The organism is Streptacidiphilus albus JL83 (assembly GCF_000744705.1).
Lineage (GTDB): Bacteria > Actinomycetota > Actinomycetes > Streptomycetales > Streptomycetaceae > Streptacidiphilus > Streptacidiphilus albus.
Map to the genome: position 1 here is coordinate 4,025,929 of NZ_JQML01000001.1, position 13,284 is coordinate 4,039,212.

A 13,284-nucleotide genomic window follows, 5' to 3' on the forward strand; every position below is an offset into this window, starting at 1 on the left:
CCGCCAATTTTTTGTCCGATCGATACTCAGAGCGTTGTGGTGAACCGCTCTGCTGATCGATGACCTGCGGTTTTCTCTTCTCGGTGGTGTGTGAGCGGTGCCTGTCGGGCAGTCAGCTGACGTCTGGTCGGTTCGGTGGTGGAGGTGTCGTTCGTGCCGTCGGTGATCGCGTTGCTGGAGCGTCGTGAGGCGCGGGCTCGGGAAGAGCTTGATGCCTGGCAGGAGTTGCTGCGCGAGGCCCAGGAGCAGGTGAACCTCCACCGGGAGCGGGTGGAGTGCGCGCGGATCGGCCGGGAGGAGGTCCTGCGGGCGCTGGCGGAGGAGGTCGAGGTGGCGATGTTGCCGCTGCCGAGCGCGGTGACCGCGCCCGTTCCTGTGCCGGAGCCGGAGGCACCGGTGTCCTCGCCGTCATCGGAGTCGGTGACGGCGGCGGTTGACGTGCGGGAGCCGGCGGTGCCTGCGGCGTCGTCGGTTCTGCGGGGGGACTACGATCCGCGTCCGCCGGTGTGGCGGCCGGGGCTGGGGGTGGAGGTGCTGGCCGGGGTCTACCGGCAGGTCTTCGATGTGGTCGCGGCTGCGGGTGCTCCGGTGGCGGTCAAGGCGTTGACCCTCGCGCTGGGGCGGGACGCGGAGCGGTTGAACGAGATCGAGAAGGTCCGTCACCGTGCGTATGCGCTGCAGGCGCGGGGCTGGCTGGCTCGGGTGCCGGGCGGGTTGTTCATCCCCGCGCAGGGCCTGGTGCCGCCAGCCGGTGCGGGCGGAACTCGGGCCAGTGCGGGCGCTGGCCGGCCATCCGCCGCACGAGGGTGATCGTGGCGGCCCACCACACCATCTGCACGTGGTGGTCGGGGCGGCGCTCGTGGTCGCGGTTCAGGCGCCGTGAGCGCGACAGCCAGCCCAAGGTCCGCTCCACCACCCAGCGGCGCGCCAGCACCTTGAACCCCTTGGTCCCGTCGGTGCGCTTGACCACCACCACCTCCACCCCGTGCGCGGCGAAGGCGTCGGCCAGTTCCTGGCCCTGGTAGGCGGAGTCCACCCAGACGAGTTCGAGGAGCCGCCCGGGCTCGGCCATGAACGCTTCGAGCAGTTCGGGGGCGGCCTTGGAGTCGTGAACGTTGGCGGGGGTGACGGTGACCTCCAGCAGCAGTCCGCCGGTGTCGGTGAGGATGTGGCGCTTGCGGCCGTCCCGGGATTTTCCGCCGTCGTAGCCGCGTGAGGAGGCCGGGCAGGTCTCCGAGCCGTCCACGGACTGGGAGTCGATGATGCCCGCGCTCGGCTCCGGGAGGCGTCCCTGCCGCTCGCGCTCGGTGCGGCGTAGGCGCTGGTGGAGCTCGCGAATGTAGCCGTGGCGGCGCCAGCGGCGGAAGAAGTCGTAGACCGCCCGCCACCCAGGGTAGTCCGCGGGCAGGTTGCGCCACTTGACGCCGTTGTCGACCAGGTACCGTACCGCGTCGACCAGGCAATGCCACGAAGTTAAGGCTTCGGTGGTGGCGTCAAGGGGGGACGAGACATGGGAGGAGCCTCTGCTATCCAGGGGATCGACCAAGATCTTCCAAAGAGAGCAGAGGCCCAGTGGCCAAGTCTGTCACGGGCGGGACCGACGTGTTCGCGCCTGGTCATATCGGTGAGTTGACGCAGGTCATCCCACCCGAGTTGGTGGACGCGGTACTGGACGAGACGGGGGCTCGCGAGCATCGGCTGCGGAGCCTCCCGTCTCGTGTCGGGGTGTACCTGGTGCTCGCGCTTGGGCTGTTCGAGCATCTGGGCACCGGACTGGTGTGGGGCAAACTCACGTCCGGACTGGACGCCCGGACGCCGCATCCCTCTGAGAAGGCGCTTCGTGATCTGCGCCGGCGGGTCGGCGTGGCTCCGCTCAAGCGGCTGTTCGACGTCCTGGCCGGCCCGCTGGCCCAGCCGTCCACGCCTGGAGTGCGATACCGCCGATGGCGCACGGTCGCCTTCGACGGATGCGGAAGCCTGAACGTCCCCGACCACGAGCGCAACCGGTCCTGGCTCGGCCGCACCCAGCGCCGCCACGGCCCAGCGGGCTACCCCCGGCTGATGCTCATGACCCTGTGCGAAACCGGCACTCGAGGCCTGATCGCCGCCGTCTTCGGCTCCGCCTCGAAAGGCGAGACCGACTACGCCCACGACCTCGTCGGCCACCTGACCACGGACATGCTCTTGCTCGCGGACCGCGCCTTCGACAGCAACGAACTGCTCGCTGATATCACGGCTCAGGGAGCGGAGTTCCTGATTCGCGCGACCAGCACCCGGCGACCACCGGTACTGGCGCTGCTGCCCGACGGTTCCTATCTCACCCGGATCGGTGGTCTCAGGCTGCGGGTGATCGAAGCCGAGATCCGATCCCGGACTGCCGACAGCGGCGACTTCGGCGGGACCTACCGCCTGCTGACCACGCTCAAAGACCACCGCACCGATCCAGCCGACCACCTGGTGCGTCTCTACCACGAACGCTGGGAGATCGAGATCACCTACCTGGCGCTACGTCATACCCTGCTCAAGGGCCGGGTTCTGCGGTCGAAGGACCCGGTGGGCCTCAGCCAGGAGATGTGGGGACTACTCACCCTCTATCAGGCCCTGCGCTCGGTGATGGTGACCGCAGTGGAGACGATGCCCGGCTGCGATCCCGACCGGGCCGGCTTCACCGTCGCCCTGGAGGCCGCCCGCGACACGATCGTCAGCCTCGTCGGGACGACCGCGGCCGCAGGCCCCGGCAGCCGCCCCGACCTGGTCGGATACATCGGCGCTCATGTCCTGCGCGCACTGCTTCCCAAACGCCGGATGCGGCTGTCCGCCCGCATCGTCAAGTGCGGAACCTCCCGATACGCCGTCTGGAACCGCGACGGACGCCCACGCGACAGCACCCGGATCACTGCTATCGAGATCACCGTGCACCCACCCACCCTGCCAAGCGCGCAGGACTTGAGCCCGACCCTCTCCGGACGCTGGGGCCAGGTCTGCCAAATCCTGGCCGCGAACGCCAACCAAGCCATGCACACCCGCGACATCGCACAGCGCCTCGGCCTCGCGACCACAGGACACCGACTCAAGGGCTTCACCGCACAACTCTGCTACTGGGCCCGCAACGGCCGGCTCATCCGCACCGCGCCGAACACGTACAAGATCACCCTTCCTGACACCTTGACGCCACCACCGAAGCCTTAACTTCGTGGCATTGGTCGACCATGCTCCGGTGGCAGTGCGCCTCAGGGCGTCCGCCCCTTCCCTCCAGCCAGGCGGGCATCGGCATCGCGACGCGGACCACCGCCCATTCCGCGTCCGACATGTCGCTGTCGTAGCGCGGAGCGCGGTACCCGCCGGGAATCGCCCCGTACACGTGCACGTAGCAGTCACACCCCCGGGTGAGCGCAGTGGACTCACCGACACCACAAGTGCTCAACTGGTCGGGCAACGGGCTCCCTTGGCTTGCAGTGGTCTCGACAACCGACTGTCTACCAAGAGGCCCGTTGCTTCATGCCCGAGCAGTCCCGGGCACGCGCGTGCGAACCCTCACCCTCCCCACCGGCAGTCCTAGAACGCCGGACGGTTCACCACAACGCTCTCAACGGCCTGGGTTGTTCGCCGTCAGCTCCTCGAGATAGATCACCGCGAAATCGCGGGCCTCAACGAAGTCCTCGGCGGCCTCCGGGAGTCGCTCGCGACGACGCCATGCCCCCGTCGCTTCCATCGCCCCTTCCACGGCGATGAAGCGCGTCCTGGATTCCGACCACCGCGCATACTTCTCGGGGCCGTCCCAGAGGTCCAAGATCGTGATCGCGTCCAGCAGACGAGCTCTCAAGTCACCAGCGGCCACGTCCAGCGACGCGACGCGGAGGTTCTCGATCAGTTCGGCACGCGCGGTCGACCGTTCGTCGGTCCGCGGGTCAATCGGCCTGCCGCGGAACGACTTCAGCGCCCTAAGTGCCTCGATCACCCGATCCGTTGCCGCATCCGTGCGGGCTCGCCGCTCAGCCTCCAGCCGGGCATCATCGCCGCCCGCCTGGAGCTGCGCCAGTTCGGATTCCATCGACTTCGCCCGGGCGAGGACATCGTTCAGATCGGCCTCCAGGGCCTCGATCCGTGTCTCGAGGCCGACGATCCGCTCGGCCGCCTGCTCCTCCTCCGACCCATCTCGCCTCGCCCTGGCCGCACGATCCCATGCTTGACGCCACGGCTCCCACTCCTGCCCGCAGCCGGCCGCGATGAACTCGCGGAAGGTGTCGATGCGCGGGAACTTGTTCCCGTTGACGAGGTCGGAAATGGTCCCCTCGGCGAGGCCGGATGCCTTTCTGATCTCGGTGCCAGTCAGCTTCAAGACGGCCTTCAACCGCTTGGCCGCGTCGGCGAACTCCTCCCCGTTGGTGATCTCCGCCGGATCGGGCAGATCCTCCTTCGGCTCCGCGTTCACTCCTACCCCCTCCCATGTTCGCGTTTTCGCCACGCTACAGCGAAACCGGCCTACAGGCTGCGGAAGCGTCTTCGCAGCTTCTGCCTTGGGAGTGCCACCTTCGGAAGGGACTGTCGCAGCGGCCGCCGGTGATGGGGTGGAGCCGTCCAATCGACAACTCCTTCAGGGGGCAACCGTGGAGCTCCTGCTCCTCCTCTCGCTCATCTCGCTCGCCGTCTCGACGCTCACGGCGATGCTCGCCGTCCTGGCCCTGGCCTTCCGCCTCGGCTCGCCTCAGATTGAGCGCACCCCGGCACCCGCGGGGGACCGCTCGGTCGACCAGCCGATCCGGGCGCGCGGCCGCCTTTACAGCTTCGCGCTCCGCGGCGCGGCCTCCACGGCGGGCTCGTCCCTCGTCACCTTCGTCATCTGGTGGATCCAGCACCGCTGAGCATCGAGCGTGAACGGACGGGGGCCAAGGTCGGTGACCTTGGCCCCCGTCCGTTCGAAGGCTGAGCGGTGCCGGAACCCCGAGGGGCGAATACGCGGCCCCAGCGAGGACCAGGAAATCGGCACGAACAGAACGAAGCGGAGGCGTACTGTTGCTGGCGAGCACGGTGGTGGAGTCGGTCACCACCGTGATCGTCTGCGCATCGCGGAGCCGGTCGACGAGGGCATGGTGGACTGCCCCCACCCCACTGTCGGGTGCCCCGCCCAGAGTCTTCGAGCCCGGCCGTCGGCCCCGGCTCTTGTCCCGTCTCCGTTCGAGTGAGGCACTGTTGTCCAGCGAGCTCGTCCACACCAACCCGCCCAAGCAGCCGCCCAGCATGCTGCAGACCGAGCTCACCGAGGAGCAGATCGCTCTGCTCTTGGAGATCGCGACGCCGTACGTGAAGACAGGCTCCTGGCCGATCTGGGACTTCGTCGTCAAGCGGATGGACCAGCGCAAGCTGAACGCCCGCGACATCACGGCCTCGCTGCCGCGCGTCGGCACCAAGGGCACGCTCGGCCCCTCCTACGGCTTCACGGTCGGGCACGACTGGCGCATGCTCCGCGACAACGAACCGGTCCAGCTCACGGTTGCCGCCGCCCTCGTACTCGACGAGCTTCGCCCCCTCCTGGCAGATCCCTTCCTGCGCGTGCTGCACTACATGATCGCCCTGCAGCGCGACACGGAGCCGTCCCCGACCGAGGTCACCCAGACGTGGCTGGACTCGCAGGAACTGGCCAAGGCCATCCCCAGTCTCAAGCCCGAGTTCCTCTCCGCGCTGCCGAAGATCCTCGCTGCAGAGCCCGGTACTTGGCGCGGCAGTTCCCGTGGGCCGACCCTGCCGGACGACCCGACCTGGTCGCGCGAGATCACGCGGGAGATCCAGCAGTACGCCGAGGCGACGGACCTGGAATCCTACGTCGCCACCGTCTGCGAAATCGTGACGATGCAGGCCTGGGAGCAGAGCTACCATCACTTCCGCACTGAGCATGACGGCGTGCCCCTGCCTCGCGAGTACGCCGCGGCGCCCTGGCTCGACCCGGTGATCTCCAACGAGACGGCGGAGCCGCCCGTCGAGCCGGAGTCGGCCCGGCCCATCTACGTCAAGGAGTCGCTGATCGAGGAGTTGATCGACCTCGACGGCGCGGGCGGCTTCGTCACCGACAAGCTGGTCCAGCAGTGCAAGGAGCTGAACTTCAACTTCCGGCACGCACAGCCGTTCTCGTGTCACTCCCTGCTGCGCGCCATCATGGATCACGTCCCGCCGGCCTTCGGGGTGACGGGGTTCGCCCAGGTCGTCAGCAACGTGTCGTGGATCAAGACGGACAAGGACTACCTCAGGAAGCTCCAGGACTTCCGTACCCAGGGCGACGATGTGATGCACCGGCCGATCGGCCGACAGCGGAGCCGGATCGACATGCACGACGTTCCCGCGCCCGCAGCCCTGAATGCCCTGCTCGAAGGTCTCCTCAGGCATTTCCGAGACGCCCGGGACGCAGCCGCAGCCGGAAGGTGACGCGCCCGCCCGTCGGCTTCATGTCGGCGGGCGGCGCTCCACGGTCGACGAGCGCGGGTCAGCTGCGGCCTGCGCTCCGGTGGTAGCTGGTGGCCTCCCGAGGTGTCGGTCGGCGGGGTGATGATGGGGTGATGGTCGACGAGCAGGCAGTAGCGAAGTGGCACCTCAACGAGGAGCAGTGGGCCCAGCAGGTCGCCGCCTCGTGGTTGGGGGACCCGGCGGTCCGCGCGGTGGTGGAGGCGGCAGCCCCGGCCGCCGCCCAGATCGTCGCGCCGCTGGTGCGGCACATGGTCGACCAGGTGGAGATCACCCGGTTCTGCTGGAGGGTGTGCGACATCGGCGCGCTGTATCCGGACGGCAGCGAGAGCCTGAACCCGTTCGACCCGGCCGCCCCAGGCGCGTGGCAGCTGAGCGACGACGAGCGGACGCTGGCCGGCTACGTGGCCGCCGCCTTCCACCAGCTGGTCAAGTTGGTCGTGGAGAAGCTCGAAGAGGCCGGGGTGCATGTGGACGCGCCGTGGGGGTCCGACCAGGCGGTGGTCGCGGTGCTCCTGCTGCTGGAGGCGGAGGGGAGCTACCAGCTCCCCTGGGGTGACGCCCGGCTGCTGGCGGAGCATCTGCAACCGCCTGGCGTCTCCGCGATCACCCCGGACGGACGGTCGACCTCCGCGCGCGACGGCCGCTCGGACGAGATGGCCCGCAACGTCGACCGGATCCGCAAGGCCGTCCGTGAGCGGGCCGGCGGCCGCGACCATCGCCGCCCCTACGCCGCAGCGCGCGGCCAGCGCTCCGAGCCGCGCGCGACTGTCCTCCGCCGGGAGGTCCTGAAGGAGATTCTCGACGACGACCCCACGATGAAGGTCGAGTGGCTGCGCCGGACCTGGGATCTGTCAAAGGAGAAGCCGGGCGGGCGCCTGCGCTGCGAGTTGACGGCCCGGCTCGCCGCCGAGGGGCTGCCCGCCCCGAACAAGCCCTCCAGGGCCACCTTGTTCAAGGACTTCCAGGTGCTCGGGACCAGCAGGAACTGACCCGGGCGGAAAAGAGTCCGTGCGAACACCCGCGGGCGTTCGCACGGACTCGGGAACCGACAGTCTCTCCAACGTCAGCACCACGACGAAGACCTTGGAGCACCGGATGTCCACCGAGCACATGAACCCGCCCGCCCCCACGGCCACGCCGAGTCCACAGCCGCCGACGAAGTCGCGGTGGCTGCCGGAGGCCTCCACCCGGGTCGGCGCCGTCATGTACGCCTTCCTCGGCGCCCTCCTCCTTTGGGCCGGAGGCGCCCTGGTCCAGCACGTCCACATCTACTGGCGTTGACGGCCTGCTGCCGCGGCCCGAGGGGCTTCGCCCCCTCGGGCCGCGGGACGGACGCTGCCGCTGATGCGCGTCGTGCCCGCCCAGCCAGGCTCCTACGAGACGCCGACGAGCCGCTGGGGGTCGACGCGGCCTGCTGCCGGGTCGGTGAACGGGTTGGCAGCCACATCGAGTCCGAAGAGGGGGTAGAGGCGTTGGAGCGCGGCGTGGGCGTCGCGCTCAGGGTCCCCGAACGCCTCCCATGACTGGCTCCAGGCGTCGCTGGTCGCCGGCTGCGGTGCGCCCTGGAAGGGGAATTCCGGGTCGGCGCCGGGGGCGAGCGTGCGAGGCGGGGCCTGGGCGAAGCCAACGGCAACGACGCTATGCGTCCAGGGGCCGTCGAGGCGCGGCAGGATGGCGCGGTCCACCAGCCGGAAGTACTCGAGGGTGATCTCCGTGAGGACGAAGACGCTGATCCGGCCGAACTGGTGGCTTCCGTAGCTCTCCATGGCCCAGCCGAGCATTTCACGGTCGGCGGCCACCGCGGCGGTGACCGACCCATCGGCCTCCACCCACAGGCCCCACCGGGGCGGGGAGGTGAGCAGCAGGCCACCGTCGAGCGGTTCGGGCCGGTGGATGCCGGAGGCGAAGTTGAAGGCGGTGACGCCACGGAGGGTGTCCTGGTGGGTGAGCGCCTCCACCACCCCTCCGGTCGCGTACATCCCCGGCAGGAGACCGGTGAGTGGGCTGGGGGTGCTCTGGAAGAACAGGACGGGGGTGTCATCCATGTTCAACCTGCTGCGCAGCGCGGCGCGTTCCGCGGCTCGGTCCGCGTGGGGGGTCGGACGCGCTGCGGGGCCCCGGCGGACGCGAAGGCCGTCGTTGACCAGCCGGTAGACCTCGTCGGGCGAGAGGTAAGCGGTGGTGTCGCCGTTGCGCACGGGGATGGCCCAGGCGCCCCTGACGAACTTGCCATCCTCGTTGAGGCCGCGGGTGACGATGGCCCAGCGCTCTTGCTCGGGCAGGGGCGCGACCTCGATGACGAAGTAGTGCCCCGCCGTGTCCTGGTCCCCGTCGGGGTGGTCAAACCAGTGAAAGTCCACCTTGACCAGGGGCCGCAGGTACTCGGTCAGGACGTCCTTGTAGGAGTTCGGCTTGACCAGTTCCTTCCCGAAGGGCGTGGCCTTGGTCGCGGTCTCGTAGAGCTCGGTGGTCTTCTGTACGGCCTTGAAGCCGCACACGATCAGGCCGCCCCCGGCGTTGGCGAACGCAGCCACGTCCTTCGCCAACTCGTACTTGCCCTTGTCCGTGCCGAGGTCGTAGGGGCCGACGCCGGGCCAGACGCTCTTGAAGTCGACCCAGTCGCTCTCACGGGTGCCGATGATCCGGTCCGGGTCTCGCTGGACGAGCGCGGTGATCAGCTGCATGCGCGAGGAGACGGTCATGCCGCCAGGGTAGGGCTCGCGCTGGGTCAGCTTGCGCTTGTCCGGCCAGGATCCTCGAACTTGCGCTTGCCGTGCAACGGCCCGGGACCGATGCACGACGCAGTGACCTTCATCACTGCTAGGATCGCCTGCGCCCTCTGAAAGGGACACAATGCAGGTCGTCGCCAGGGACACGGCGCCAGGTTCGCCAGTCCGGCTTAAGCGACACGGCCTGCGGGGGGACACGGTGAGTGCAGCGATAACCGCGGTGGTCATCCCGGCGTCCGCGCGATGGCGGTCCGTCCGGCAGCAAACGAGGTGCCCGAGGTGCAGCAGCCAGGCGTAGGCCACGGCGGCGGCCAACAGCGGCAGGGATCTGATCCGGCGCAGCAGCAGCGTGCCGAAGGAGTGGGTGCCGCCAGTCGTGATGGGCGTGCGAACGAAGGATGCGCCGCCGCAGCCGGTGAACCCTGGCAGCACTACGACCTCGGACACGGCTACTGCGGCTACACCTTCTTCGAGCAATGCCAGCGCATGGCCTGCGCACGCTGCGACTTCTACACCCCGAAAACCTCCAGCAAGAGCCAGCTCCTGGAGGCCAAGGAGAACCTGCAAAAGATGCTCGTGGCCATCCCCCTGACGGACGAAGAACGTGCTGCGGTCGACGACGGCCAGGCCGTACTCGACCAACTCCTCGACCGGCTCACAGATGTCCCCACTCCCGCCAGCCCGCCGACCGCAGCGCTTGCGGTCGGCAGAAATAGCGGTGGGGTGGACCCGCAGGCGCGCCGGCCTCCTGCCGATCGCCAGCCGCTCGCCCAGCGTCCGCCCGTAGAAGGAGTGGACACGTCGGCCGAGCGTCGCGCAGTCCGGGCACTGCGGCGGCTTCCCCGCACCGCTGCCTCGATCGCCAACAGCTCGGGACTGACGATCAGCCGCTCCAAATCAATGTCGACACCGGGAAACAGCAGATCCTCGATCGCACGCAGGCCCATACCAGGGAGATTCTGCGACGAAACGATTCGTCATGCAGACCGCTGACCTGGCCTTTCGCGGACTTCGAGTCAGCATAGTTTTCGAGGCTCTGACCGCGATTGCGTGAATGACCTTGTGTCGGGGGTGCAGGGGCCGGGTGCCGAATTGCCAATCGTCGTCACGCGCGTTCGTCCGTAGTGTCCCGGCCGGAGCCTGAAGCCGAGGCGGAGCAGCGCTGGCGGCCCTGGTCTGCTGACGTGCGGCGTTGAAGGCCTCCGTCGCCGGTGGCCTTCAACGCCGAGACCCGTGTCCGGTTCGGCTTCGGGCATGCCGTCCCGGGCGGGCGGTGGCGACTATTTGACGGTGAAGGTCTGCCACGCGTCGTACTCGGACACCTGGGCGTTGGCATTGTGCGGGTCTGCGACCGAGTACGCCTCGGCGGGCATGGCGCTGATCTGCCACTGCCCGGCGTAGGCGGCCTTGCTGAACGTGATGCGCAGGTTCACGTGCTCCCAGTAGCCGGGGGTGATGGCGATCTGGTTCTTGACCAGCCATGTCCAGTAGTCGCCGGCCATGTCGGGCTTCCAGACGCCCCACCTCCCGGTGGCGGGGTCCTGCAGGCTGACGGTGACGCCGCGGTTGTCGAGGGCGGGCCTGCGGTCGTCGTCGGCGGTGAGGCCGAGCCCACGGCCCAGGACCTGCACCTTGTACGGGGACTCGTCCCGGTACCAGACGACCATGGTGACGGTCGTTCCGCGCTTGACCACGGCGGGGGTGTGGACGCTCGAGTTGAGGGTGCCGACGGTGGGCGGCATGTTCGCGGCGGGGTGCGCGGCCGCTTGCGCGGAGCCGGGCACGAGGGCCAGCAGGGCGGCGACGGCGGCGATGCCGAGCGCGGTACGGCCAGTGTTCATGGGTCCCCCAGTTGTGGTTGTGGACTCCGGAGCCTAACGCTGCCGTCACGAGCATCACCAGGATGGGTGGGCCACCGCACATACGGGCGCCGACTTGAGACGCCATCAACGCGGATGGCCGCGCCGGTGATGAGGCTTGATGAAAAATCGGTTCTACCCGCGCTTTCGTGAAGCCGCTGGTAGGTGGCCCGCATGCAAGATCGTTCCGGTGCGGCGTGCCGTACGTGTGAGCCTATGCGCGATCAAGGACATGTTGTTCCCCGACACCGAGGTCGAGCTGCATCAGCTGATCATGGAGCCGCTGCTGGTGGTTGTGGAGGCTGCGGCATGTGGTCGTCCGCTGCGCTGCCGAGACTGCGGCGATCCGGGGGCCGAGCCCAAGAGCCAGGCGATGGGCCGCGGAGCCGCCGGACCTGTCACAGGCCCCGGCTATGGTCCCTGCAACATCAACGAACGCTGGAGGCGACATGAGCTGGGACCTGCTCGTCCTGCCCGTCCCGGCGGAGTTCGTCTCAATCGACGACTTCCCCGACGACTTCACCACCGAGCCAATCGGTTCCTGCGAGGAGGTCAAGGCCACGCTGCGTGGTCGCATCCCGGGCATCGAGTTCGCTGAACCGACCTGGGGTCGGCTCACCGGCCCCACCTGGTCGATGGAGCTGAACCTGGGCTCCGAAGCCTCAGTGGACTCGATCATGCTCTATGTCCACGGCACCGGTGACGCCGTCCTGCAGGCCGTCATCGACATCGCTGACGCGGTGAGCTGCCGTGTGATCGACACCTCCCGGGGCGACTTCCTGGCAAAGGACGACCCGAGCAGCTGGCAGGCATTCCAGACCTACCGCGACCACGTGATCCGCGGCGATTAGACGCATCATGCCCCCAGGGCCGACGGTGCTCGGGTCGCACGTCGGAGACTATTTTTCGGCTTCAAGGAGGGTTGCACGCGTGCTGCTGGAAAAGCAGGAGATCACGGGAGTGAAGCTGGTGGGCAGCGGTCGCACACTCGGCCCACTCGAGCTGAATCGGTGCGTGTTCAACGGATCGGTGCTGGCGCAGTTCGACGACCCGGACCTGGGCCTGGTCGTTCGCGATGTCACTGCGAGACGTTGCCGGGTGAATCGGTCCGGGGCCCAGGGAGTGCGGTTCGAGGACGTGCACATCGACGGGCTCGCTGTCACCTCGCTGCTGCACTTGAACGCCTGCGTGTTCAAGCACGTGACGTTGACCGGCAACATCGGCCCGCTGATGGCGACCCCGCCGAACTACGCGCTCTCAGTAGACCTGCGGGACCGCTTCAGAGCCCAGATCATCGCCTACTACGCAGGCGTCGACTGGGCTCTGGACATCTCGCAAGCGGCGTTCTCCGAGGCGGACTTCTACTACGTCCCGGGGCACCTGATTCGGCGCGACGAAGAGACCCAGTTCCTGCTGCACCGCGACCGGGCGGAACACTTCGGCGATCTGAAGAAGCTGCCCGACTTCGCGCGGTTTGCCGTGAGCCGCTTCGAGGCGACACCGTTCGACACGCTCGTCGCCATCGCCCCCAAGCGCTCCAAGAACTTCACGACATGGCTCGCTGAACTGCAGATTCTTCGCACGGAGGGCCTTGCCGACTGACGTCGAATCAAGGCCTGGCCCGGCTTGCCGGGCATTCCATCGGCGACATATAGGGTAGAGAGCACGGTTCCGGGTCCACCGGACAGTCCTCGGTGGAGATCACGCGCTCGCACCACCTGCAGGCCAAGTCGGCTTGAGCGCCAGCCATGTTGAGAGACATGGCGATTTGCAGCATCTCCCGGAGCGGCAACCCGCTCAAGATCAATCACGGAACCGCGGTCAGAGCCGTTTTCGAAGAACGCCATCAGGCGTCGGGGCTCCGCCCCGCAGGGACGGATCGGCGGGACGGCGTCCAGCAGTGGTAGGAGCCGGGTGAGGTCGTAGCGGTTGCCCCCGATGAAACTGACGGCCAGCGCGGTGCCGTGCCGGTCGACCCAGACGCCGGTCTCGGTCCAGTCCCGCAGCCTGCGCCAGACCGTGAACGGTGTCCGCCAGCACGTCGATGATGCCTGACGCCGTGCGCAGGGTGGTGTGGGTGTCCGACGCCGATCGTCATCGCTTCGGCAGGCGCCGCGCCCACGGTTCGCGTCGCTCCGCGGGAATCGTCGTGAAGCTGCGGCCAGGGGCGTTGCAAAGTCCCGATGATGAGGTGAGTCTGCAGGTCGTAGTGCTGCGGGGCGTCGAAGGTGACCCGTCAC

13 protein-coding genes and 1 pseudogene are annotated in these 13,284 nt (G+C 68.3%); 9 read left to right on the plus strand and 5 right to left on the minus strand.

Annotated features, from left to right (window positions below; translation table 11 throughout):
- Positions 1 to 135: 135 nt before the first annotated feature.
- Positions 136 to 810, plus strand: coding sequence for a hypothetical protein (locus BS75_RS17390; RefSeq protein ID WP_081982123.1), 675 nt, complete (start codon positions 136 to 138; stop codon positions 808 to 810).
- Here the strand turns inward: BS75_RS17390 and BS75_RS17395 are convergent.
- On the minus strand, positions 719 to 1,546 hold the full coding sequence (locus BS75_RS17395; RefSeq protein ID WP_231607806.1) for an IS5 family transposase: 828 nt from the start codon (positions 1,544 to 1,546) through the stop codon (positions 719 to 721). The genes BS75_RS17390 and BS75_RS17395 overlap by 92 nt on opposite strands.
- A 26-nt stretch (positions 1,547 to 1,572) precedes the next feature.
- On the opposite strand from BS75_RS17395, the gene BS75_RS17400 reads away from it, so the two are divergent.
- Positions 1,573 to 3,189: an IS4 family transposase gene (locus BS75_RS17400; protein WP_034088895.1), complete on the plus strand. Its 1,617-nt coding sequence runs from the start codon at positions 1,573 to 1,575 to the stop codon at positions 3,187 to 3,189.
- 397 nt (positions 3,190 to 3,586) lie between these two features.
- Here the strand turns inward: BS75_RS17400 and BS75_RS48305 are convergent, their stop codons facing one another.
- Positions 3,587 to 4,432, minus strand: a complete 846-nt coding sequence (locus BS75_RS48305; RefSeq protein ID WP_034088896.1) for a helix-turn-helix domain-containing protein — start codon at positions 4,430 to 4,432, stop codon at positions 3,587 to 3,589.
- Positions 4,433 to 4,607: 175 nt separating this feature from the next.
- On the opposite strand from BS75_RS48305, the gene BS75_RS17410 reads away from it, so the two are divergent.
- The 4 genes from BS75_RS17410 to BS75_RS17425 all read left to right on the plus strand — a co-directional run bounded on the left by BS75_RS17410 (position 4,608) and on the right by BS75_RS17425 (position 7,737).
- The gene (locus tag BS75_RS17410; RefSeq protein ID WP_034088897.1) at positions 4,608 to 4,862 is read left to right on the plus strand and encodes a hypothetical protein; all 255 of its coding nucleotides are present in this window, start codon (positions 4,608 to 4,610) and stop codon (positions 4,860 to 4,862) included.
- Between the two features lie 328 nt (positions 4,863 to 5,190).
- On the plus strand, positions 5,191 to 6,417 hold the full coding sequence (locus BS75_RS17415) for a hypothetical protein (RefSeq protein WP_034088898.1): 1,227 nt from the start codon (positions 5,191 to 5,193) through the stop codon (positions 6,415 to 6,417).
- 131 nt (positions 6,418 to 6,548) lie between these two features.
- Positions 6,549 to 7,445 carry a hypothetical protein gene (locus BS75_RS17420; RefSeq protein ID WP_034088899.1) on the plus strand — a complete coding sequence of 299 codons (897 nt, stop codon included), beginning with the start codon at positions 6,549 to 6,551 and terminating at the stop codon, positions 7,443 to 7,445.
- Positions 7,446 to 7,551: 106 nt separating this feature from the next.
- Entirely contained in the window at positions 7,552 to 7,737 is a 186-nt protein-coding gene (locus tag BS75_RS17425; RefSeq protein ID WP_152646364.1) for a hypothetical protein, read from the plus strand.
- Positions 7,738 to 7,829: 92 nt separating this feature from the next.
- On the opposite strand, the gene BS75_RS17430 is transcribed toward BS75_RS17425, so the two are convergent.
- Positions 7,830 to 9,158, minus strand: a complete 1,329-nt coding sequence (locus BS75_RS17430) for an AlbA family DNA-binding domain-containing protein (RefSeq protein WP_034088901.1) — start codon at positions 9,156 to 9,158, stop codon at positions 7,830 to 7,832.
- Positions 9,159 to 9,464: 306 nt separating this feature from the next.
- Between BS75_RS17430 and BS75_RS50340 the strand changes: the two genes are divergently transcribed.
- Positions 9,465 to 10,178 (plus strand): hypothetical protein, encoded by a 714-nt coding sequence (locus BS75_RS50340; RefSeq protein ID WP_231607808.1) that lies wholly within the window; start codon positions 9,465 to 9,467, stop codon positions 10,176 to 10,178.
- Positions 10,179 to 10,465: 287 nt separating this feature from the next.
- Here the strand turns inward: BS75_RS50340 and BS75_RS17435 are convergent, their stop codons facing one another.
- Positions 10,466 to 11,026: a hypothetical protein gene (locus tag BS75_RS17435; RefSeq protein WP_034088902.1), complete on the minus strand. Its 561-nt coding sequence runs from the start codon at positions 11,024 to 11,026 to the stop codon at positions 10,466 to 10,468.
- Between the two features lie 467 nt (positions 11,027 to 11,493).
- On the opposite strand from BS75_RS17435, the gene BS75_RS17440 reads away from it, so the two are divergent.
- Both BS75_RS17440 and BS75_RS44425 read left to right on the plus strand, forming a co-directional pair.
- Complete coding sequence (locus BS75_RS17440) at positions 11,494 to 11,895, plus strand: hypothetical protein (protein WP_034088903.1); 402 nt, start codon at positions 11,494 to 11,496, stop codon at positions 11,893 to 11,895.
- 79 nt (positions 11,896 to 11,974) lie between these two features.
- Entirely contained in the window at positions 11,975 to 12,646 is a 672-nt protein-coding gene (locus BS75_RS44425; protein ID WP_052069500.1) for a hypothetical protein, read from the plus strand.
- A 271-nt stretch (positions 12,647 to 12,917) separates the two neighbouring features.
- On the opposite strand, the pseudogene BS75_RS52220 reads toward BS75_RS44425, so the two are convergent.
- Positions 12,918 to 13,017, minus strand: a pseudogene (locus tag BS75_RS52220) (IS5/IS1182 family transposase); the annotation flags it as partial.
- Positions 13,018 to 13,284: the final 267 nt, after the last annotated feature.